Source organism: Streptomyces sp. NWU339, assembly GCF_003143855.1.
GTDB lineage: Bacteria > Actinomycetota > Actinomycetes > Streptomycetales > Streptomycetaceae > Streptomyces.
Genome location: NZ_QFRK01000020.1, coordinates 84,763 through 104,732, shown reverse-complemented (window position 1 = coordinate 104,732; position 19,970 = coordinate 84,763). Strand labels below are relative to the sequence as shown.

The 19,970-nt window shown below is 70.7% G+C and carries 34 protein-coding genes and 1 tRNA gene; 30 read left to right on the top strand and 5 right to left on the bottom strand.

Going from position 1 to position 19,970, the window contains the following annotated elements; genetic code table 11:
- The first annotated feature begins 248 nt into the window (after nucleotides 1-248).
- Nucleotides 249-449, top strand: a complete 201-nt coding sequence (locus DIZ27_RS23310; protein ID WP_109380390.1) for a helix-turn-helix domain-containing protein — start codon at nucleotides 249-251, stop codon at nucleotides 447-449.
- Entirely contained in the window at nucleotides 449-1,597 is a 1,149-nt protein-coding gene (locus DIZ27_RS23305) for a site-specific integrase (RefSeq protein ID WP_258308514.1), read from the top strand. Before DIZ27_RS23310 ends, DIZ27_RS23305 begins: the two co-directional genes overlap by 1 nt.
- Before the next feature lie 67 nt (nucleotides 1,598-1,664).
- Here DIZ27_RS23305 and DIZ27_RS45870 read toward each other — a convergent pair.
- From DIZ27_RS45870 to DIZ27_RS23290, 4 genes are all read right to left on the bottom strand, one after another.
- A tRNA-OTHER gene (locus DIZ27_RS45870) sits at nucleotides 1,665-1,777 on the bottom strand.
- An 85-nt stretch (nucleotides 1,778-1,862) separates the two neighbouring features.
- Nucleotides 1,863-3,155, bottom strand: coding sequence for a site-specific integrase (locus tag DIZ27_RS23300; protein ID WP_258308513.1), 1,293 nt, complete (start codon nucleotides 3,153-3,155; stop codon nucleotides 1,863-1,865).
- A complete protein-coding gene (locus DIZ27_RS45220) occupies nucleotides 3,145-3,387 on the bottom strand; it encodes a hypothetical protein (protein ID WP_146228983.1) in 243 nt (80 codons plus the stop codon). The genes DIZ27_RS23300 and DIZ27_RS45220 overlap by 11 nt, the downstream gene beginning before the upstream one ends.
- Nucleotides 3,388-3,578: 191 nt before the next feature.
- Nucleotides 3,579-3,953 carry a hypothetical protein gene (locus DIZ27_RS23290; RefSeq protein ID WP_109380386.1) on the bottom strand — a complete coding sequence of 125 codons (375 nt, stop codon included), beginning with the start codon at nucleotides 3,951-3,953 and terminating at the stop codon, nucleotides 3,579-3,581.
- A gap of 543 nt (nucleotides 3,954-4,496) precedes the next feature.
- Here DIZ27_RS23290 and DIZ27_RS23280 point away from each other — a divergent pair.
- The 20 genes from DIZ27_RS23280 to DIZ27_RS45865 all read left to right on the top strand — a co-directional run bounded on the left by DIZ27_RS23280 (nucleotide 4,497) and on the right by DIZ27_RS45865 (nucleotide 14,583).
- Nucleotides 4,497-4,730 carry a hypothetical protein gene (locus DIZ27_RS23280; protein WP_109380384.1) on the top strand — a complete coding sequence of 78 codons (234 nt, stop codon included), beginning with the start codon at nucleotides 4,497-4,499 and terminating at the stop codon, nucleotides 4,728-4,730.
- A 94-nt stretch (nucleotides 4,731-4,824) separates the two neighbouring features.
- The gene (locus DIZ27_RS23275; RefSeq protein WP_258308512.1) at nucleotides 4,825-5,259 is read left to right on the top strand and encodes a hypothetical protein; all 435 of its coding nucleotides are present in this window, start codon (nucleotides 4,825-4,827) and stop codon (nucleotides 5,257-5,259) included.
- Nucleotides 5,256-6,029, top strand: a complete 774-nt coding sequence (locus DIZ27_RS23270) for a hypothetical protein (protein WP_109380383.1) — start codon at nucleotides 5,256-5,258, stop codon at nucleotides 6,027-6,029. The genes DIZ27_RS23275 and DIZ27_RS23270 overlap by 4 nt, the downstream gene beginning before the upstream one ends.
- Nucleotides 6,029-6,271 (top strand): hypothetical protein, encoded by a 243-nt coding sequence (locus tag DIZ27_RS23265; RefSeq protein ID WP_109380382.1) that lies wholly within the window; start codon nucleotides 6,029-6,031, stop codon nucleotides 6,269-6,271. Before DIZ27_RS23270 ends, DIZ27_RS23265 begins: the two co-directional genes overlap by 1 nt.
- Nucleotides 6,268-6,669: a hypothetical protein gene (locus tag DIZ27_RS23260; RefSeq protein ID WP_109380381.1), complete on the top strand. Its 402-nt coding sequence runs from the start codon at nucleotides 6,268-6,270 to the stop codon at nucleotides 6,667-6,669. The genes DIZ27_RS23265 and DIZ27_RS23260 overlap by 4 nt, the downstream gene beginning before the upstream one ends.
- The gene (locus tag DIZ27_RS23255; RefSeq protein WP_109380380.1) at nucleotides 6,666-7,091 is read left to right on the top strand and encodes a hypothetical protein; all 426 of its coding nucleotides are present in this window, start codon (nucleotides 6,666-6,668) and stop codon (nucleotides 7,089-7,091) included. Before DIZ27_RS23260 ends, DIZ27_RS23255 begins: the two co-directional genes overlap by 4 nt.
- The gene (locus DIZ27_RS23250) at nucleotides 7,088-7,525 is read left to right on the top strand and encodes a hypothetical protein (protein ID WP_109380379.1); all 438 of its coding nucleotides are present in this window, start codon (nucleotides 7,088-7,090) and stop codon (nucleotides 7,523-7,525) included. Before DIZ27_RS23255 ends, DIZ27_RS23250 begins: the two co-directional genes overlap by 4 nt.
- Nucleotides 7,522-8,415, top strand: coding sequence for a PD-(D/E)XK nuclease-like domain-containing protein (locus DIZ27_RS23245; protein WP_109380378.1), 894 nt, complete (start codon nucleotides 7,522-7,524; stop codon nucleotides 8,413-8,415). Before DIZ27_RS23250 ends, DIZ27_RS23245 begins: the two co-directional genes overlap by 4 nt.
- A complete protein-coding gene (locus DIZ27_RS23240; RefSeq protein ID WP_109380377.1) occupies nucleotides 8,412-9,341 on the top strand; it encodes a hypothetical protein in 930 nt (309 codons plus the stop codon). Before DIZ27_RS23245 ends, DIZ27_RS23240 begins: the two co-directional genes overlap by 4 nt.
- Before the next feature lie 35 nt (nucleotides 9,342-9,376).
- On the top strand, nucleotides 9,377-9,613 hold the full coding sequence (locus DIZ27_RS23235) for a hypothetical protein (protein ID WP_146228982.1): 237 nt from the start codon (nucleotides 9,377-9,379) through the stop codon (nucleotides 9,611-9,613).
- Nucleotides 9,610-10,098, top strand: a complete 489-nt coding sequence (locus DIZ27_RS23230) for a hypothetical protein (protein ID WP_109380375.1) — start codon at nucleotides 9,610-9,612, stop codon at nucleotides 10,096-10,098. Before DIZ27_RS23235 ends, DIZ27_RS23230 begins: the two co-directional genes overlap by 4 nt.
- Entirely contained in the window at nucleotides 10,095-10,340 is a 246-nt protein-coding gene (locus tag DIZ27_RS23225; protein WP_109380374.1) for a hypothetical protein, read from the top strand. Before DIZ27_RS23230 ends, DIZ27_RS23225 begins: the two co-directional genes overlap by 4 nt.
- On the top strand, nucleotides 10,337-10,744 hold the full coding sequence (locus tag DIZ27_RS23220) for a hypothetical protein (RefSeq protein ID WP_109380373.1): 408 nt from the start codon (nucleotides 10,337-10,339) through the stop codon (nucleotides 10,742-10,744). Before DIZ27_RS23225 ends, DIZ27_RS23220 begins: the two co-directional genes overlap by 4 nt.
- A 38-nt stretch (nucleotides 10,745-10,782) precedes the next feature.
- Complete coding sequence (locus tag DIZ27_RS23215; RefSeq protein ID WP_109380372.1) at nucleotides 10,783-11,220, top strand: hypothetical protein; 438 nt, start codon at nucleotides 10,783-10,785, stop codon at nucleotides 11,218-11,220.
- Nucleotides 11,221-11,302: 82 nt separating this feature from the next.
- Entirely contained in the window at nucleotides 11,303-12,148 is an 846-nt protein-coding gene (locus DIZ27_RS23210; protein ID WP_109380371.1) for a hypothetical protein, read from the top strand.
- On the top strand, nucleotides 12,148-12,516 hold the full coding sequence (locus DIZ27_RS23205) for a hypothetical protein (RefSeq protein WP_109380370.1): 369 nt from the start codon (nucleotides 12,148-12,150) through the stop codon (nucleotides 12,514-12,516). Before DIZ27_RS23210 ends, DIZ27_RS23205 begins: the two co-directional genes overlap by 1 nt.
- Nucleotides 12,517-12,560: 44 nt before the next feature.
- Nucleotides 12,561-13,184: a WhiB family transcriptional regulator gene (locus DIZ27_RS23200; protein WP_109380369.1), complete on the top strand. Its 624-nt coding sequence runs from the start codon at nucleotides 12,561-12,563 to the stop codon at nucleotides 13,182-13,184.
- 21 nt (nucleotides 13,185-13,205) lie between these two features.
- Nucleotides 13,206-13,433: a hypothetical protein gene (locus DIZ27_RS23195; protein ID WP_109380368.1), complete on the top strand. Its 228-nt coding sequence runs from the start codon at nucleotides 13,206-13,208 to the stop codon at nucleotides 13,431-13,433.
- Nucleotides 13,430-14,341 carry a hypothetical protein gene (locus DIZ27_RS23190; RefSeq protein WP_109380367.1) on the top strand — a complete coding sequence of 304 codons (912 nt, stop codon included), beginning with the start codon at nucleotides 13,430-13,432 and terminating at the stop codon, nucleotides 14,339-14,341. Before DIZ27_RS23195 ends, DIZ27_RS23190 begins: the two co-directional genes overlap by 4 nt.
- Before the next feature lie 68 nt (nucleotides 14,342-14,409).
- Entirely contained in the window at nucleotides 14,410-14,583 is a 174-nt protein-coding gene (locus DIZ27_RS45865; protein WP_181383653.1) for a hypothetical protein, read from the top strand.
- Nucleotides 14,584-14,756: 173 nt separating this feature from the next.
- On the opposite strand, the gene DIZ27_RS23185 is transcribed toward DIZ27_RS45865, so the two are convergent.
- Nucleotides 14,757-15,038 carry a hypothetical protein gene (locus DIZ27_RS23185; RefSeq protein WP_109380366.1) on the bottom strand — a complete coding sequence of 94 codons (282 nt, stop codon included), beginning with the start codon at nucleotides 15,036-15,038 and terminating at the stop codon, nucleotides 14,757-14,759.
- Between the two features lie 189 nt (nucleotides 15,039-15,227).
- Here DIZ27_RS23185 and DIZ27_RS23180 point away from each other — a divergent pair, with 189 nt between their 5' ends.
- The 8 genes from DIZ27_RS23180 to DIZ27_RS23150 all read left to right on the top strand — a co-directional run bounded on the left by DIZ27_RS23180 (nucleotide 15,228) and on the right by DIZ27_RS23150 (nucleotide 19,965).
- Entirely contained in the window at nucleotides 15,228-16,037 is an 810-nt protein-coding gene (locus DIZ27_RS23180) for a DUF2637 domain-containing protein (RefSeq protein WP_375231996.1), read from the top strand.
- Nucleotides 16,038-16,041: 4 nt separating this feature from the next.
- Nucleotides 16,042-16,185: a hypothetical protein gene (locus DIZ27_RS45860; protein WP_181383652.1), complete on the top strand. Its 144-nt coding sequence runs from the start codon at nucleotides 16,042-16,044 to the stop codon at nucleotides 16,183-16,185.
- Nucleotides 16,186-16,193: 8 nt separating this feature from the next.
- Entirely contained in the window at nucleotides 16,194-16,700 is a 507-nt protein-coding gene (locus DIZ27_RS23175) for a hypothetical protein (protein ID WP_109380364.1), read from the top strand.
- The gene (locus DIZ27_RS23170) at nucleotides 16,700-17,095 is read left to right on the top strand and encodes a hypothetical protein (protein ID WP_109380419.1); all 396 of its coding nucleotides are present in this window, start codon (nucleotides 16,700-16,702) and stop codon (nucleotides 17,093-17,095) included. Before DIZ27_RS23175 ends, DIZ27_RS23170 begins: the two co-directional genes overlap by 1 nt.
- A 227-nt stretch (nucleotides 17,096-17,322) precedes the next feature.
- Entirely contained in the window at nucleotides 17,323-17,793 is a 471-nt protein-coding gene (locus DIZ27_RS23165; protein WP_181383651.1) for a hypothetical protein, read from the top strand.
- A 120-nt stretch (nucleotides 17,794-17,913) separates the two neighbouring features.
- The gene (locus DIZ27_RS23160) at nucleotides 17,914-18,333 is read left to right on the top strand and encodes a sigma-70 family RNA polymerase sigma factor (protein ID WP_109380362.1); all 420 of its coding nucleotides are present in this window, start codon (nucleotides 17,914-17,916) and stop codon (nucleotides 18,331-18,333) included.
- The gene (locus tag DIZ27_RS23155) at nucleotides 18,330-18,611 is read left to right on the top strand and encodes a hypothetical protein (protein ID WP_109380361.1); all 282 of its coding nucleotides are present in this window, start codon (nucleotides 18,330-18,332) and stop codon (nucleotides 18,609-18,611) included. Before DIZ27_RS23160 ends, DIZ27_RS23155 begins: the two co-directional genes overlap by 4 nt.
- A 7-nt stretch (nucleotides 18,612-18,618) precedes the next feature.
- Nucleotides 18,619-19,965, top strand: coding sequence for a terminase large subunit domain-containing protein (locus DIZ27_RS23150; RefSeq protein ID WP_109380360.1), 1,347 nt, complete (start codon nucleotides 18,619-18,621; stop codon nucleotides 19,963-19,965).
- The last annotated feature ends 5 nt before the right edge of the window (nucleotides 19,966-19,970 follow it).

Below are 19,970 nucleotides of genomic sequence, written 5' to 3'. Positions count from 1 at the left end.
CCTGCGTCACCAAGGGCCGGAAAACGCCCCGTGACCTGCGCATACAGGGGTGACGCAGGACGGCGAAGTCTGCGTCACCCCGCGTCATCTGCGTCACCGATGACGGACGGCCTGCGTCACCGATGACGCACCCCCGATCCTCTGCGTCACCCGAAAGACGCAGGTCAAACGCCTGAATGACGCAGATGACGCGGGTGACGCAGAAATCCCCACCTCGGACAGACAGCCCCGTGCCCGGAGGTTCCGACGTGCTCACCCCCGTTCCTACCGAGCCTCAAGCGCTCACTGTCCCGGAGGTCATGACCGCGCTTCGGCTCAGCCGCAGCAAGGTCTACGACCTCATCCGTTCCAAGCAGCTCCCGAGCTACACGTCCGGCCGCGCCCGCCGCATCCCGGTGGACGCGGTCCGCAGCTACATGCACCACCGACTTGAGGAGAACGCGGCCTGATGGCACCCCGAAAGAGGAACCCCAACGGCGCGGGCAGCATCTGGCAGCGCAAGGATGGCCGCTACGAGGCGCGTGTCTACGTCCCCCAGCCCGATGGCACTCGCAAGCGCAAGACGGTCTACGGCGCCACGTGGGAGGAGTGCGACACCAAGCGCCAAGAACTGGTGCGACGAGACCGCCAGGGCATCCCGACCCCCACCCGGTCCGCCAAGCTCTCCGAGTGGCTGCCGTACTGGCTCGCGCACTACGTCGAGCCGCGCCGGAAGCTCAGCACGTACGACAAGTACGAGACGCATGTGCGTCTCTACCTCGTGCCCCTGCTCGGAACCAAGCGGCTGGAGTCGTTGAGCGTCGCCGACGTGCGCCGGTTCATCACGCGCATGCAGAACACCCACACGGCCGCCACCGCCAAAGAAGCGCACCGTGTGCTCCGCACCGCGCTCACGGCAGCTGTGCGCGAGGAACTCATCACGCGCAACGTCGCATCGCTTGTGGAGCCACCCCGGGTGAAGCAGCGCGAGATCAGTCCCTGGTCCCTGGAGGAGACGCTGGCCTTCCTCGAGGCGGCACGGCGAGACCCGCTGTACGCCGCGTTCGTCCTGGCCATCGCCATGGGCTTGCGGCGTGGTGAGTTGGTAGGGCTGCGCTGGTCGGACGTCGACCTGGACAACCGGGTGCTGCACGTGCGTCAGCAGACGCAGCGCCGGCGCGGCACGCTGTACGACGACGACCCCAAGAGCCGCCGTAAGCGGGTGGTCCCGATGCCCGCGTTGTGCATCGCGCCGCTTCGCTGGCACCGGCTACGGCAGCGGGAAGCGTTCGCGCGGACCGGAGTTGTCTGGTCAGAGCAGAGTTACGTGTTCGCCACGAGGAACGGTCGGCCGGTGGAGCCTCGGAACGTTTACCGGTCGTTCACGAGGGTGGCTGCCGATGCTGGGCTGCGGGTGGTCCGGCTGCACGATGCCCGACACGGTTGCGCCACGCTTCTGACGGCGGCCGGCGTCGCTCCGCGCGTCATCATGGAGATCCTCGGACACAGTCAGATCAGCATCACGATGGACGTGTACACACACGTCGTGCACGACACCCAGCGGGAGGCGATCAGCCACATGGACCGCCTGCTTAGGCGACGCCGACCGGCCGCCTGAGCGGCGACTGCCGTCAAATGCTGCCGTCAAAAGGCCCCGGACCATGATCGGTCCGGGGCCTTTTGGCTGGTGCCCCCGGCAGGATTCGAACCTGCGACACCCGCTTTAGGAGAAAACGTAAAGCGATCATGAGCCTCAGTGAGTTCCCGTGAGGGGCAGTGAGTCCACGATAACAGGGGCGTGACCTGCGCAAACAGGTTTCAGTGAGTCTCAGTGAGGATCAATGAGGGGGCGTTGTGGACTCTTAGTGGACTCCCGTGGACTCTCACCCCGCCACCGCCCGGAGTGTTCGAACACCCTCGGTCTCCGGAGCCATGACCGCGCGGACTCGAGCGGCCACGTCCTCGGGCGCATGCTGGTACAGCCACGTCACCTTCGACCCTCGCTCATGACCGAGGATCGCCTGCGCGTCCTTCTCCGGAATGCCGAGATCCTTCAGCCGCGTGGCGAAGACGTGCCGCAGATCGTGCACCCGCGGCCACCACTCATCCCGACCCGTCTCCGGGTTTGTGACCTGTCGCGCGAGGCCCGCGGCCTGAATCGCCGGCACCCACACCCTCCTGAAGTTGTGCCGCGTCAGCGTGCCGCCCTGGGGGCCGCGGAACACCAGCTCCTCGGCGTGCAGCTCGTAAGGGTCCTCACCGATGGGCGTGACCGACCGCGGCGGACGCCACCGGTCGACCATCGTGCGGATGGCGTCGGCCGAGGCCGGCAGGACCGGCACCGTCCGGAAACCAGCAGCCGACTTCGGCGCAGCCTTGCGGAACAGCCGGCCGTCGTCCTCGCTGAGCACCTCTTTTACCTTGAGGTGGTGCGCCTCGAGGTCGACGCTCTCCCAGCGCAGCGCGGTCGCCTCACCCCACCGCATGCCGGTGTGCTGGAGGAACACGACGAACGGCCGGTAGTACATGGGCAGCTGCTCGATGATGAGCGCGCACTGATCCCAGCTCGGCGGGCGCAGGTCGTCCGGGTGCTTCTTCGGCGCCTCGCCGACCTCGAGGTCGGCGGCCGGGTTGAAGGGGATGCGCTTCCCGTCCTTCACCGCGGCGCGCAGCATCTGGTTCAGCAGCTCCTGCACCTTCTTACGGGTGTGGTAGCCCCGCACCTCGCGCGTCAGCCACGCCTGGAGCTCGATGTGCTCGAGGTCGCACAGCCGCCACTTCCCCCAGCGGGGTTCGACGTGGACCTTCCAGTTGGACTCCTTGCGGTTCCGGGTGGTCACGGCCCGCTCGGGCTGGCTTGCCCACCAAAGCTCCCACCACTGCGCGAGGGTGATCTCACCGCGCTTGGGGTCGCCGTACTCCCGCCGTCGGACTCGGGAGCGGACGTCATCGAGGAACGCCTCGGCTGCCTTCTTCCCGCCCTCGCTGATCGGGAAGTTCTTCGCGCACTGTTTGCCGGACGGGTCCCGGTAACGGGCCTGCCACGGGCCGATGCAGTCGCGGCGCCGTCGGCGGTCGCTGTACTGCTCGCCGGGCGGGTACTTCTCCATGCACTCCATGCAGCCGCACACCTTGCTGCGGATCTGCCGCGGGTTGTTCGAGGCTCTACGCCCCATGCTTCACCACCTGTTCGCCCACTTTCTGCTGGGGTATCAGGGGGATCACGTCGACGGGATCCCCGCACCAGCAGACTGCACCGGCCTCAGGCTGCGGCACCACGAGTTCGGTGAGAATCGCGCGGACGAGCGTCACCGCGTGGGCGAGCGGTAGACCGGTAGGGAGTTGGATGGTGCGGGCGTCGGCGTCAAAGGCCGGACGCGCACTGGGCAGAACGTATACAACGGACACGCACATGCACACCCCGCAAATGCAGGTGATCAGGGACCTGCAACCGGCGGGGGAGGACACCGGCTACGGGTGTGACCGTACCCCCGCGTGAGGCGATTTTCGACTACTGTTGAACAAGTTGTCGATAAAACTTCACCGTGGGTAAACAAGTCTTGTGTGACTGGTGTGACTGGAGTGGTGTCCCCGGGGGGTCAGCGTCCCGTGCGGTTCGCCTCACCGAGCGCGCGCATCTCGATCTCCTTCGCGCGCTGCTGCTCCTCGGTCAGCCCGCGCCACAGGTCGAGGATGCGGGCCTCGGCGTCGGGGGAGAGAGGGCCGGGCGACTCGCGGCCGGCGGCGCGGAAGATCTCCTCGGTGGTGAACTTCGGGAAGGCCTCGGCAAGTGCCTGGAGGCTCTCGCGCTTGACGCCTCGGCCGCCCGCGCCTCGGCGGCGGTGTACCCAGGCGTTGACGGTGGCGGGGGCGACGCCGATGCGGCGCGCGATCTCGGACTCGTTGACGTCGTATGTCGACTTCAACCGTGCGAGAAGCTGCGCCAGATCCTCGGTGCGCTCCTGGTCTGTCACTCTCCTAGAGTGCCTGTTGATCTTCTACTTTCGCAAGCGAAAGTAGAAGCGTGGCGCGTTATGTACGCCGCGCGTGACCTCCCCGTCACGCGACGTCGCCTGTGTCATATGCACCCACGCTAGAACACCCTTTCGACTAGCGCCACCCTCACTGAAACTCACTGCTACTCACTTGCCCTCACTGATACTGCTACGGTAGAAACGTAGCAACGGCGGGGCGACCCGCCGCAGCAGTCCCCAACTTGCGCGAGGCACACATGACCACCCTGATCCGCAAGGGCGAAGGCGAGCCACTCAGAGACGCGATGAGGCGTCGCGGGCTGACCCAAGCCAGTCTCGCTGCCCGAACCCGGGAGGTGGACAAGCGCGGACGGGGCGTGAGTCTCGGAACGGTGGTCAAGGTCACCGGTCGCGGCAGGTGGGCGGTCGACGTCTGTCGGCAGCGCACCGCCGAGCTGATAGTCGCCGCGCTCGGTGAACCCCTCGAGCACCATTTCGCCATGCCCACCATTACTACTGACACGGTTGAAAGGTGTAAAGACGATGGCGACTCAGACCCTCGCTGAGCGCACGCAGACCCTGGCGCCCACCGGGCTCTCCCCCCTGCTGACCACGGCCCAGCTGATGGCGCTCTACGGCGTCTCGAACTGGACCGTCAACCAGTGGGTGATCAAGGGGTGCCCCGTCGAGCCGACGGCGTTCCGAGGCCGGCGCTTCAACCCGGAGGCGGTCCGCGCCTGGCACGCCACGCAGGCCGCCGAGCCGGTCAGCGTCTGACCCCCACCCCACAACGCGCCGAAGGGCCACCCGACTTCCCGGCCTGGTGACCCCTCGTTCGGCGCCCCAACCAACCAGAGAAAGAGAGGCCCCGATGGGCACATTGTTGCAGAGCAGCAGGAGGGTTCTCCCGCTGCATGAGTCGCCGCTGGCGCGGCCGTCGACCGTGAGTGCGGTGTTCCGCGCGGCGGCTCGGCTGATCGCCACCAACGGCCTGCACAAGGGCGACTTCGTCCCGGACTCGTTCGACCGGGAGATGTGCGTCCCGCACTTCCTGCGCCCCATGAGCATCGTGGCCGCGCTGAAGTGCGTGACGACCGACGACCCGCACCGCACGTCGCTGCTGGCGGACGAGGCGATCACCGTGCTGGCGCTGCGGCTGGAGGTCGACGGGGAGGGCCCGCTGTTCGGCGGGATCTTCGACCTGGAGGCGCACGTCGACGCGTGGGGCGACGTCGAGTCGCGGACCACCGAGAGCGCGGTTGCGGTGCTGGAGGCGGCTGCGGACGCGAACGAGGTGTCGGCATGAGCATCTCGTCCCTCGCCCTCGGGGCGAAGAAGGTGATCGACGCGGCATGGGGTGTCGGTCCGGCGTACGACTTGGCGGCGCAGGCTGCGTTCGCGTTGGAGTCGGCGCAGATGCTCCAGTCGCCGGAGACCGCCGCCGAGTCCGCGCACTACCGTGCGGCGTTCGAGGCGCAGAAGTCGCGGGCGGAGACGCTGGACAGGCTGCTGCGTGAGGCGCAGGCCCGGCTCGGCGAGCACGAGGTGTCGCCGCTGGCGTGGGCCCGGCTCCTCGACGCGAAGTCGCTCGACAACTTCCTGTGCGCGATCGGCATGGCCGCCGACACCGCCGAAGCCGAGGGCGCACTGTCGCAAGTCGAGGAGATGATCCGCTCGTTCCGTGCGGCACTGCCCGCCGGTGCCGAGCAGGAGCGGGCCCGGACGCTGCACGAGCACGTCATCGCGCGGGACGCCGAGATCGAGAAGCTGCGGGCTCGGGTCGCCGAACTGGAGGCCGCGCAGGGCACGGCCTACCGGGCGCAGCACGACTCGATCGTGATGGGCCTGTACACCAGCCGCGAGGCCGCACAGGCGCACTGCGAGGCCAAGGTGCAGCAGGAGGAGCCCGCCGGGTCGATCCAGCACATGAGCTGGGTGGCCGACGACATCGGCCCCGACGCCGAGTACGAGCTGCACATCACCCCGGCCGAGACCGGCGGGCTGATCCGTGGCACGGGCTACGTGGTCACGCCGCTGGAGGTCGCCTCCGAGTACGACCCGGAAGGTGACGAGTGATGGCCGCCGACCCCACCCAGTGGCTCACCGCCGCCGCCATCGGCTCGGCCCTGTACCTGCCGGGCGCGCTCCTCGTCGTCCACCTCGCCGCCCGGGACCTGCCGTCGCTGGACACGGCCCGCGCGGTCGTGGACGGGATCGACGCGGCGGCCGAGCGGGCGGCGCAGAAGGCCCGGCTCCAGCTGGCCGCGCTGCTGCTCCTCCTCGCCTGGCACCTCGAGACGAAGGAGGTCACCCGATGAGCGCCCGCACGGTGCTCCTCGTCGTCGCCGAGCACGCCCAGGACGCCGACGACTGCCGCCAGCTGCTCAGCATGCTCGGGCTCACCCCGTCGGCGCCCAAGCGCAAGCCCGGCCGCCCGCCCGTCGACCACGGACACGGCCACTACAGCACGTACAGGAAGGGCTGCCGTTGCGACGACTGCCGCGAGGCACACCGGCAGCGGTGCTCCGAGTGGCGGGAATCGAAGAAGCAGGACCCGACCGCAGCTGACTGGGCAGGGCACGGCAAGACATCGACGTACAAGAACCACGGCTGCCGGTGCGCGCCGTGCCGGCGGGCGAACACCGAGTACTGGCGGGTGTACCGGGCGCAGCGTCGGGAGCGTCGCGTGCTGGTGGAGACGGGTGGTGCGCGATGACCGCTCAGTCGTACCCGGGCGAGCTGGAGATGCTGCGCGGTCTGGCCCGCACCCTGCACGTCGTCGTCCACGACGGAGGCCCCGCCGAGCAGCAGCGCGCCGAGGTGCGGCGGTTGCTGCACCAGTACGCCGGAGATGACGCCGCCGCCCGCGCCGAGGAGAAGAGCAGCCCCGTCGGGGCCGATGCCACTCCCGCCTTCTTCCAGCCCGGCCGGACCTACCGCAGCCGCCGCTGCGCCGACCTCCGCTTCGAGTGCCTGGCCCTCAGCGCGGACCCGGACACCGGCGAGCAGCAGGCCATCGGCTGGCGCTACGGGCCGCCCCACAACGGCGTCCGCCGCCACAAGCTCGCAGCCCTCGGCGCCGACGACTGGACCTGCTGCGACTGGGCCGACACCGCCGAACGGGGTGAGAGCCGATGACCGCCCGCAACTACCCCGCCGAGCGGATCGAACGGTACGTCGCCGCCCTCCGAGACGCCGACACCCACGCCCAGCTCACAGACCGCCGAGACCTCGAGCGGTTCGCCCGCGCCGTGATGGCCGTGGCCGACAAGGAGACGGACCCGGTGTACCGCTCCGGGTACGCCACGGGGCGCATGCACGCAGGCGCCCCCACCGAGGAGTTCAGCGACGAGGCCCGCCTCGCGCAGCTCCTCGACACCATCCGCACCCACGGCGGCAAGTGGTCCACCGGCAGCGTGCAGGCCATGCGCCGCACGACCGGCGGACCGGTCCATCGCGGCACCGCCCGCCGCGACCTCGCCGAACTGGCCCGCCGCGGCCACCTCACCAAGCACGGCGCGGGTGACGGCCGCTTCTACACCCTCACCACCAGGAAGGACGGCGCCGTATGACGACCGTCGCGCAGGCCGGGGCCCTCGAGGCCCCGGCCGCCGGCCCGGCCCCCATCACCGAGCCCGGCATCTACGAGATGACCAACGAGACGTACCACTCCCACCGGTACGCCCTCTCCTCGAGCGGCGCGCGGAAGCTGCTCCCGCCCTCGTGCCCGGCGATCTTCCGGTACGAGCAGGACAACCCGCAGCCGGTGAAGAAGGTGTGGGACATCGGCAACGCCGCCCACAAGCTCGTCCTCGGCAACGGGCCCGAGCTGCGCCTCGTCGACTACGAGCGGTGGGACACGAAGGTCGCGAAGGCCGAGGTTGCCGAGGCCCGCGCCGCCGGGGCGATCCCGCTGAAGCGCGCCGAGTACGACCAGGTGCACGACATGGCGGACGCCCTGCGCCGTCACCCCGTCGCCTCCCTGCTGTTCGACCCCGAGCACGGCAAGCCCGAGCAGTCGCTGTTCTGGCGGGACGAGAAGACCGGGGTCATGCGCAGGGCGCGCCTGGACTGGCTGCCCAACCCTCGGTCCGGGCGGTTGATCATTCCCGACTACAAGACCTGCCGGTCGGCCAACCCCGAGAAGCTCGAGAAGGACATCGAGGAGTACGGCTACCACCAGCAAGACGACTGGTACCGGTCCGCCTGTCACGCCCTCGACATCGCTGACGACCAGGCCGCGTTCGTCTTCGTCTGCCAGGAGAAGGCCGCTCCGTACGTCATCACCGTCATCGAGGTCAACGCCACCGCGCGCCGTATCGGCGCAGCCCGCAACCGGCGCGCCCTCGAGACCTTCGCGCACTGCACCGCCACCGGCTACTGGCCCGGCTACAGCGACGACGTCGTGCCCCTTTCCCTGCCCGGCTGGGCCGAGACCCGAGACTCCCTGGAGTACCTGTGAACTACCCCGTAGCAGAGCAGCAGTTCGCGGCCCCGGCCGCGCCCGCCCCGTCGTTCATCGGGCAGGGCACCGCGGTTGAGCAGTCCCGCGCGGTCGCCGAGGTGCAGGCCGCAGTGATCGTGGCCCGCCAGTTCCCCCGCAACGAGGAGGCCGCCACCCGCAAGATGCGGTCTGCGTTCCGGCAGCAGTCCCTCGCCGCCCGCTCGTTCTTCCGCTTCAACCGCGGCGACGGCAACGTCACCGGCGAGACGATTCAGTTCGCCAAGGAACTGGCCCGCTGCTGGGGCAACATCCACCACGGCCTGAACGAGCTGCGCCGCGACGACGCGGCCGGCGAGTCCGAGATGCAGGCGTGGGCGTGGGACCTGGAGTCCAACGAGCGGGCGTCCACAACGTTCGTCGTGCCGCACGCCCGCTTCACGAAGACGTCGGGGCGGAAGCCGCTGGAGGACCCGCGGGACGTCTACGAGAACAACACGAACAACGGCGCCCGCCGCCTCCGCGAAATGATCTTCACGGTACTGCCCGACTGGTACCGCGAGGAAGCCAAGGAGGTTGCGAACCACACCCTCCAAAACGGGCCCGGTGACAAGCCGCTCGCGCAGCGCATCGCCGACGCCGTCACCGCCTTCGAGAACATCGGCGTCACCGTCCAGCAGCTCGAAGAGAACCGCGGGCGGCCGACCGAGAAGTGGCTGAACCTCGACGTCGCACAGCTCCAGATCGTCTACCAGTCGATCAACCGCGGCGAGGTGACGATCGACGAGGAGTTCCCGCAGCAGCGCGTGACCGTCGCCGAGATCACCCAGCAGCACGCCGAGGGCACCACACAGCCGACGTCCCAGCCCGAGCAGCACGCGCCCGCCGCCGAGGGCACCACGGAGTGGCCGGCCGCGCGTCAGCCGGGATCGGGGGCGACCGCGTGAAGCTGCGTCGTGCTGGCCGCATAGTGCGGCAGATCGTGGCCCCCAACGGGAAGCACCGCCCGCGCCGCCTGGACTCCGTGCCGCCCACCGCGCAGCCGCGACCCGTCGAGGCCACCGAGACCACCGTCAACGACACCGCGTACTGCCCGGCCGAGAAGCGTGACCGGCTGCACGCCTTCCTGCGGACCGGGGGCCGTGTCTGCTGGACGTGTCGCACGGTCACCCTGCACGGCCCGTTCACCAGCGCGCCGCACTCGGGGGGCACCGAGTGACCACCCTGTTTGACCCGGAGCGTCCGGCCGCCACCACGGCGGCCGGGCCCCGGCCCGCACCGTTCGTCATCCCCCTGCCCACCGGGCTGTTCCTGCTGAACGCCAACCAGCGACTGCACCACCGGCGGAAGGCCGAGTACACGAAGGCGATCCGGGACGCAGCCATGGAGGCCGTGAGCGAGTGCCCGACGCTCATGGATGCGCTCGCCGCTGCGAAGCCGGGCCCGCTGTTTCAGCGCGCGCACATCCTCGGCATCGTGCACCCGGGCTCCAACCGGCGGGCGGACCCGGCCAACCTCTATCCGTCCTTCAAAGCCGCCGTCGATGGGCTGGTGGACGCGGGCCTGTTCGACGACGACGACCACACGCGGGTCGTCGGCCCGGACATGCGGCTCGGCCGGGTGGTGAAGGGCGGGCAACTCGTCCTCGTCGTCCGCGGCCTGGCCCCCGGTGAGGACCCGCTCGGCTACCAGGCGCTTCAGTGACCGCCCGCCGACGCCGCCGCGCCCCGCCCGTCGACCCCGAGTACCGGCCGGGCCAGCTCCTCGACTGGCGCGACTCGTCGCACTGGTCTGACCGCGAACTCCCCTGCCGGTACTGCGGCTTCCCCACCCATCTGCGGGACCGCCGCATGAAGCCCGCGCACAAGGTCTGCGCCGAAGAGGCGCTCGCCATCCAGGCCGCTGAGGCGGCCGACGCCTACCACCAGAACGGACCGACCACATGACCAACCAGCCCGAGACGACCATGGTCGCCATCGACGGCAGTGACGCCCTCGCCTTCGTCATCATCCGCCCCGGAGCCACCAAGGGCAGCGTCTCCATCGAGGCCGCCGCAAAGGGCCTCAGCAAGCCCGCCGCCGCTCACGTCCTCCACCACGTCGCCACGCAGTGGAACGAGGAGACCGAGATCCCCATGGAGACCGCAGCGCACGTGCTGTGGCAGGACCAGTTGGGCGGATGGCCGCCGAGCACCTTCGCCACCAAGCTGCTGAGCCTTTGGACGTCGGCCGACACGGAGAACGCCGAGCGGCTCGCCGTCGCCTTCCCCGGCTACGCCGCCGCCATCGCCCTTGTCCGCAGCGGCCAGCAGGGCATCGAGCAGCTGCGGGCCATCGCGGGCGACTCCTGACCCCCAACCCGAGCACCACCGAACCCGGAAGGAACGCAATGCCCAAGCTCACCCCCGCCGACGTCCCCGAGGTCAAGCTCGACTCGGCCGCCGCCGCCATCGAGACCAGCCTGTCCCGCGCCCAGCGCCGCGGCCTCTTCGAGAAGCCCGGCATGGTCGTCTTCGCCATCGTCGAACTGACCTCGAAGTCGTACACCGGGCACGCCGAGGGCGAGGACAAGGACCCGCAGGTGAAGGTGCGCGTCACCTCGTGCGAGGTCGCCCGCTCCGACGAGGACGCCGCAGCCCTCGCCGACGCCAAGCGCGCCATGTGGAGGGGCCGGCAGATCGACGGAACGTTGGACGAGGTCGGTGAGGGCCCGCAGCGCCCGGACGCCGCCCTCCTCGACGTCACCCGCAGCAAGCCCACCGAGGACGAGCTGAAGGCGCACAAGCGCCGCCTCGAGGACAAGCGCCGCGCCGAGTACGTGCGCTAGCCACCCGCCGCCCGGGATGGCCCCACCGTGCGCCGTCCCGGGCCCCACCGGCACCCGCCACCCGCACCGAGAAGAGACCGAGTTGAGCAGCGACGAGCAGGCCCCCGCGCCCGGCAGCGTCCCGAACGCCTACGGCAACGCCCTGTCGTGGAAGTGGACACGAGCCATGTCCACGTACCTGCGGCGGTCCGGCCTGCCCCTGCTCCTGTGCCAACTCCGCAACTACGCGAGCGCCTCCGGGGAGGTCGCGTTCTCCTCGGACCGCAAACCCATCCGGATCAGCGACATCGCCGCCGCCTCGTGCTGCTCGGTCAAGGACTGCCGCCGCTACCTCGAGGCCGCGATCCGTGCCGGCGTCGTGCGGGTGCTCGGCGAGCGGAAGAAGGGCGCACCGGTCCGGTACGTGATCGTCGTGCATCCGTTCCCGGACTGGCAGGCCGCCGAGGACTACCTGAAGTCGACTGCGCGGAAGCCGGGGAAGCGGGCTCCGGAGTGGTCGGACGACGACGGAAGTAAGGGTCACCGCGACCCCAACCAGAAGGGGTCACCGCGACCCCTTGTTACCGACGGTACGGATTCAGGAGAAGGGGTCACCGCGACCCCACCGACTAAGGGTCACCGCGACCCCACCGGTTGGGGTCACCGCGACCCCAACAACCCAGGGGTTACCCATGTCTCTACCCATGACGGGGCCGAGGTCGGTTTCCAACCTCAGGTAGTGGGCGCTCCGGAAGACCAGATCGATCACCAGGAACACCACCACGACGACACCGCTCCGGCGCCGGACCCCGACGACTACGAGACCTGGACCCGCTGCCACGTCTGCCGCCGCCCGATCCTCCCCGACCCGCAGCGGCCCGGCCGCACCGTGCACGCCCGCTGCGAACCCCACCTCGCCACCACCAACCCGGAGAGGCACACCGCCTGATGCCCATCCGACCCGAGAACCGCCACCGCTACCCGACCAACTGGCCGGAGATCAGCCTCCGCATCCGCACCGAACGCGCCGCAGGCCGCTGCGAATGCCTCGGCGAGTGCGGACGCGGCACCCACACCGGCCGCTGCCCCAACCGCAACGGGCAGCCCGCCTACGGCACCGGCAGCACGGTCGTGCTCACCGTCGCCCACCTCAACCACACCCCCGAGGACTGCCGCGACGAGAACTTGCGCGCCATGTGCCAGGGCTGCCACCTCCACTACGACCGCGACCACCACCGCCAGACCGCTGCGGCCACCCGCCGCGCCGCCATCGAGAACGCCGGACAGCTCACCCTCGAGCCCCCCACTACCGCCTGACCAGCCCTGCCAACTGCCCCACCACCAACCCTCGGGGAGCCCCAGTGACCGCCTTGCACGACCTGATGATCCGCACCCCCGGCCTGCCCTGCCGCCTCGACCCCGAGCCGTTCTTCAGCGACAACACCCGCGAGCGGGACGCCGCTGTCCGCGCCTGCCAGCCCTGCCCGTTGCGGGACGCCTGCGCCGAGTTCGCGATTGCTGAGCGGGAGCCGTACGGCGTGTGGGGCGGCACGACGGCCGCGGATCGGCGCAGCTTCGCGGATGGCCGGCCGTGGCGGTTCGACGAGCAGGGCCGGTTGCGGCAGGCGTGCGGGTCCGAGTCGGCGTACCGGGCGCACCACACGTACCGCGAGAAGCCGGGCGTGGACTGCGTGGGCGGCGACTGTGTGGCGGCGCACGAGGCCGTGGTTGAGGCGCGGCGGCGGGAGCGGCTGGCCGAGGAGCACGCGAAGGGCGGCACCGGCACGGGCTACTTCCTGCACCGGCGGCTGGGGGAGACCGCGTGCGACTCGTGCAAGGCGGGGTGGTGGGCGCAGCAGAAGGCTGCCCCTGCCGCCTCGTCACGGCGGCTCCAGCGGCCCCGTGCGGCTTCCGGCTCCTCCGGGGCGGCCGGGGCTGTGCGGGGCGCTCCAGCGGCCGCACAGGCGTTCCCCATCGCTTCCTGACCCACCACCGAACGGAGCACCATGACCGACGCCTACGCCCTCGCCGTCCTCGCCCTCGTCCTCGGCCTGTCCGCCGGCTGGTGCTGGGGCCACGCCACCGCCCGCATCCGCCACGTCCCCATCGGCGCCCACCCCGCCGACGACGAGGCCGTCGTCCGCGGCGAGTTCGCCCGCTTCAACGCCGTCCTCGCCGCCCTCGACTTCGACCCCGACCTTCCCGACCACCCCGACCCGAAGGACCACGCATGAGCCCCGCAGGAACCAGCCCGGACGCGCGGGCCGTCGTCCGCGCCCTCGACAACCTGACGACGCAGGTCCGACGCATCGCCGACGCGCAGCAGACGCCCGTCGCCATCGTCAGCGACGCCCCGACGACGACGGCCGACGACGGGCCGCGCTGCGTCTGCGGCGACCCGCTCACGTGGTACACCGCTCCCGGCGGCGCGGCCGGATGGGTCCATGACCCCGCCTCGGACGGGGTCATCCTCGACGTCCACAAGCCCCGCCCGGCCCCGGCCGCCGACGAGGACACGCCGTACCTGCTCCGCGTCCTCGCCGACCGCGCAGCCCGCGGCGTCCTCTCCCTGCCCGGCGAAGGCGAGGCCCTCCGCCGCCGCGTCGAACAGATCATCAACGGCCGGGAGACGTGGAAGGCGAAGGCCGAGGAGATCGAACGCGAACGCGACCGGATCGCCGTCGAGCTGGAGAAGCTGCGCGCCGTCCTGGAGTACGAGCACAAGCGCGCCAACGACGCGATCGACCGCGAGCACACCGCCGAGCAGGCAGCCGAGGAGCAGCGCCGCCGCGCCGACATCGCCGAGACCGAGCTGCGCACCCTCCGCTCCGGCCTCCGAGCCAACGGCGCCGACCCCACCCAGATACAGAACCTGTGGGCGCAGATCAGCCTCCGCAACCGACAGTGGCGGGACACGAAGCGGGAACTGCGCCTCACACGCAGCATGCTCGAGGAGGAGGGCGGGGACGTCAGCTTGGTCGACGAGATGATCGCCGCGGTGTCGAAGGCCGAGGGGGAGGCGCGGGAGGCGCAGGCCGCCCTCGAGCGCGTGCGCGCCCTGCTCGACACCCACCTCGGCCCGCTCGCCACCGCCGCCGTGCGCCGCGCCCTCGACGGCACCGAGCAGCCCACCACGGGCTGACCGGGAACCACCCGCCACGCCCCACACGTCCACCCCAACACCACCAGCACGACCACGAACGGAGCACCATGGCAGCGATAGACAGCGCGAAGGAAGAAGCGCGCCTCGCGCTCTACAAGGCCATCGCCGAGACGGCCGAGAAGATCAACGAGGAGACCACCGGCCCGACTGCGGCCGAGGCGCTGAACAACCTCGCCGAGGCGTTCGCCTACACCACGTCCACGGCGCAGCCGCACGGCTGACGACGCAGGCCAGACGCCCCGTCACCCCGCCGCACGACGGCCGGTGACGGGGCGTCGTCGTCTCTGGCACACTGCCCACGCGGGGCCGGTGCTGCTCTGGCGCAGCGGCTGGTGGGGAGCCCTACGCGGCGTAAGTCCCACCCCGAGGCGCTACGACTCCAGCGGCCCCGCGCTCAGGACATGCCCTTCCAGATCCGCCACGCCCGCGACCGGTCCGTCCCGATCGCCTGACCGATCTCCGGGAAGTCCATCCCGCCCCGGTGCAGCGTGTCCACCGCCTGCTGCCGGATCTCCTTCGCCAACGTCCGCTCCGCCGGCCACTCCCGCAGCACCAGACCCGCCGCCCGCGCCCGCACCGTCGCGTCCGGGATCGCCTCCAGCCCGCGCAACGCAGCGCGCACCGCAGCCAGCACGTCGTCTGCCGCCTGACGTGCGTCGTCCGTCTCCTCGCCCATACCCCGTACCTCCCCGCCGGAGCGTAGGTCTGCACACACCGCCCCGTGTCGGCTACCCTTCACCGTGTCGGCTACCCGACACCGCGTCATGACGGGCCGACAACGCCCGACGACGCCCCACAACAGAACGGCCCCCGACGGTGCAGCGAACACCGACCAGGGGCCTGACCACAGGAGATGAGCGCTCCCATGGCTGAACCGAAGCCTACGCATAACCCGCCCCCCGCCGCCATGAGCGGGCTCGGCCTCGCCGTCGGCGCCGCCGCCATCATCACCGCCATCACCGGCATCGCCTTCTGGCTCTCCTACCACCACCTGCACGACGTCGCCGCCGGCAACGGCCTCGGCATGGACCCCGCCCGCGCCTGGGCATGGCCCGCCGTCCTCGACCTCTTCTACCTCGCCGGTGAACTGCTGATCCTGCGCGCCTCCTACCTGCGCACCGTCGACTGGTGGGCCATCTGCCTGACTGCGGTCGGCGCGCTCGGCTCGATCGGCCTGAACGTGGCCGGCGTCGGCTCCGACGCGCCCGCGCTTCAGTACGTCGTCGCCGCGGTCCCGCCGGTGGCCGCACTCCTCGCGTTCGGCGCGCTGATGCGGCAGCTGCACGTGTGGTTCGCCCGACGCCCGGAGACGACGCAGGCCACGCCCGTCGTGACCGTGGAGCGCGCCGAGCCGCAGCACGCACCGGCCGTGCCGCCGATGCCCGAGCAGGCCCCGGCCCTCCCGGCCGCCGAGGAGCAGCAGCAGCCGCCCGCCCTCGAGGAGCAGCCCCCGGCCATCCGGTACAGCGACCCGCGCTGCGCCGTGATCCGCCCCCTGTACGAGTCCGGCTACCGGCCCACCACGGGCGAGATGAAGACTGCGCTGGAGGCCGCGAACCTCGCCGCGCCCGGTGCGTCGACCCTGCGCGGCACCATCCGCAAGGAGATCGAGGCGCACGAGCCGCACCTTGAGGCCCTGCCTCAGCGCCCGTCGCCCCTGCACCGCGCCGGGTGACGCCGTGCTCGCCGTCCTGTTCGTGCTCGCCGCCGTCGCCGGACTCCTCGGCCTGGCCCTCGTCGACATCCGCACCGTCCCGCCCGTCACCGGGACCTGCGCGTTCATCCTCACCCTCGCGGCGCTCGGCGTCGCCATGTACCGCTGAAGGACCCCATGACCATCGTGACTCTCGGCGGTGTCACCGTCGGCATCTGCCTCCTCGTCCACTACCTCGTCACCTGGTGGCCCGGCTCGAAGGCCCTCCGCTCCAACCCCGCCGGCCACGCTGGGGCCCTGCTCCCGTTCCTCCTCGCGTGGTCGTACGGCGTGCTCACCATCCTCGGCGTGGGCGGGCTGATCGGCTGGGCTGCGGGCGCCGCCCTGTGGATCTCCAACTGGCTCGGTGACGTGGCCCTCGTGTGGGGCGTCGGAGGCGCGGCCGGACAGAGCGCGGGCGGTGCCGTGTACCTGCCGCTGACGCAGACGGGCGGCGCGATCGTGCTGATCCTGACCGTGGGCCTGGTGGCCGCGGTGAAGAAGTCCCGCTACGGCAGCGACCTGAAGCGCGGCGCCTGGTGCGGCATCTGCCTCGGCACCAGCGCGGGCGTGGCCGGGTTCGCCGCCGCCCCGATCGCGGTCGCCGTGAACTGGCTCGGCGACACCGTATACGGGGCGCTGTGATGGCGCGCCGGAAGCGGGAGGACACCCCGGCCGAGGAGCCGGCCGAGGAGCTCGAGGAGCGGTCGCCGCTCGCCGGTGGATGCGTCCTCGTCGTCCTCGCCGGGGCCGCCCTCGCCGGGGTGTGGGCCGTCTCGCCGGAGGCCGGTGTGCTCGCCGTGTGGGTGGCCGGGGTGGCCGCCGTGTGGTGGTCCGCCCGCCGCCGGGTGTCCGTTTCGTCCGCCCCTCCCCCACCGCAGGAGGGGCGCCCCTCCTGTCGAGAGTGCGCAGGTCACGAGCTTATCGGCGTGACCCCTCTCGAATCCGAAGAGGGGATGTTGATCTACAAGACGTCGCCCCCGGACCGGCCCAACCACACCCACATCCACGTCGCTGCGGGGGAGGTGACCTCCCGATGATCCGCCGACTCCTCGCCGCCCTCCGGTACGAGCAACTGCCGCTGAACTACTGCCCGAACTGCGCCGGCCACTACCCGCCGTCGCACTTCCCCTGCATCTGACCACCTGCCGCTGTCACACCCCCGCCCTACAGTGGGCACCGTCATGAGAGGCCCTCGCCGAATTCCCCCGGGCGAGGGCCTCGCCCATGCCCGCATGCGACGATGCCCCCACCAGACACACCGCCCATGGGGGGACACATGCGCACCCGCGCCACCACCATCACCGCCGTCCTGCTGCTCGCGCTCACCGCCTGCTCCTCCAGCGACGACGACACCAGCGCCGACCCCAAGCCGTCCGCGCCGACCACCAGCAGCACCCCGAGCAGCGAGCCCAGCAGCGCCCCGTCCAGCGGGGACGACCCGCTCGAGACTGCGGTGAAGGAGTACACCGAGGCGTACTTCGCCGCCGAGGCCAGCACCGCGCACCGCATGCTGTCCGAGCGCTGCCGGAAGGAGATCAACCCGCTCGTCTACGGGGAGACGCTGAGGCAGGCGAAGAAGGACTACGGCTCGGATCACCCGGCCACGGATGTGACGGCCGAGGTGTCGGGGGATCTGGCCCGTGTCTCGTACAAGATCGAGGGGCTGCCGAAGTTCGATCAGCAGGCGCAGCCGTGGGCGCGGGAGGACGGCGTCTGGAAGTACGACGCCTGCTGACCCACCGCACCACCCCGGGCCCCGTCGACCAGCGTCGGCGGGGCCTTCGCGCACCCGCGAATTGCAGCCCCCAAGATCGGAGCGCCGCAGAAATCCGTACCTTCCCATCAGGGAGGTGACATGGCCTGGCGGCAACCACACCACGATCTCGGCCTCACGCGGCAACACGAGGTCGTACGCCTGCGCACCCAAGAACGCCTCACCTTCCGGCAGATCGGCGAACGCCTCGAGTGCGACGTGAAGAACGTCTACCAAGCGTGGAAGCGCGGCGTCGCGGAACTCGCCGCGCAGGCCGCCGAGGCGCACGGCCAGTACCTCGGCGAGCAGCTGGCCAACCTCGACATCGCCATCAACAGCCTCATGCCGCAGGTCATCAAGGGCAACGTCCGCGCCGTCGAAGGCCTGGTGAAGCTGTTCGACCATCAGGCCAAGCTCCTCGGCCTCTACGCGCCCGTGAAGGTCAACGCCACCGTCACCGACGAGATGACCGCCCGCATCAAGCAACTGGCCGACGAGATCGCACAGCTGGAGGAGACATGACCGAACCCACCCCCGAGCCGCCCCCGGAGCCCGCACCCGAGGAGCCGCCCGCCGAGGGCGAATCGCAGCTCCCGCCGGACCCGCCCGACGAAGACCCAGGCGCCGAGACACCGCCGGCCGATGACCAGCCCACCGACGAAGAGGCCCCCGAGCCCGCACCGTGCCCGCCCTACCCGCGCGACCCCTCGATCACCTGCGAACTGCCCGCTGGCCACAACAGCCGCATGATCCACCGCCGCAACACCGGCATCGACATGCCCTACTACGAATGGGAGTAGCCGCACCGTGCACGCCGCCAGCCTCGACGCCAAGCTCGCCGGGCTCCCCCCGGAGGCCCTCGAGCTGCTCGAGGCTGAGCTGGCAGACCGGCTGTGGCAGAAGCGTTGGGACCGGTGGACGCCGTACCCGTGGCAGGTCCCACCGGACGAGATCCCCACGCTCGGCTGGTGGCTCCAGCTCGGCGGGCGCGGCACCGGCAAGACGGACGGCTGCGCCCGCTACATGGTCGCCCACGTCAACGGCCCGCCCTGCGACCCGCGATTGAACGGCGGGCACAGGATGGCCATCGTGGCGCCCACGCAAGGTGACGCCGTCGAGGCCTGCGTCAACGGGCCGTCCGGGCTGAAGGCGCACGACCCGCGCGTGGTGTTGAGGACGACGGCCGGCGGCACCTTCGCACGCTGGCCCAACGGCGCCGAAGCCAAGCTGTTCGGTGCCCATACGCCGGACGATGTGGAGAGGTTGAGGGCCGGTGGTAACCGGTGCCTCGTCTGGATGGAAGAGGCCGCCGCGATGCGCCGCCTCTCCGACGCCATTACGCACTCGGAGATGGGCCTCCGCATCGGCAAGAACCCGCACTACATCGCGTCCACCACGCCCAAGCCGCGCAAGGAACTGCGGGACCTGAAGGCGAACCCAAAGGTCATCACCACGCAGGGCCGCACCCGTGACGCGATCCACCTCCCCGAGGAGCAGCGCGCCCACCTCATCGCCAAGTACGCCGGGACGCGCATCGAGGCGCAGGAACTGGACGGCGTACTCCTCGAGGACATCGAGGGCGCCCTGTGGTCGTGGGCCGGACTCGACAAAGCCCGCGTCGGCGCAGCCCCGCCGATGGACCGCATCGTCGTCGCCATGGACCCCGCGGCCACCAGCAGCGACGAGGCCGACGAGATGGGCATCATCGTCGCCGGGCTCGGGTCGACGTACCTGCCGGACAAGAACGGTTTCCAGCGTCGACACGGCTACGTGATCGATGACCTGTCCGCGCGGATGCCGCCGATCGAGGCTGCCCGCACCGCGATCCGCGCGTACCACGAGCACAAGGCGGACGCGATCGTGGCCGAGGTCAACAACGGCGGGGAGTGGATCGGGACCGTCGTGAGGCAGGTCGACCCGACCGTGAACTACCGGATCGTGTACGCCAGCAAGGGCAAGGCCACCCGGGCTGAGCCGGTGGCCGCGCTCACCGACCAGAACAGCGCGCACATCGTCGGCTCACTGCCGGACCTCGAGGAGCAGCTGACGACCTGGGTACCGGGCGACGACAGCCCCGACCGTCTCGACGCCTACGTGTGGGCACTCACTGACCTCATGCTCGCGCCCGCGGGCAACCTCGCCGCGGTCGCCTAGGAGGA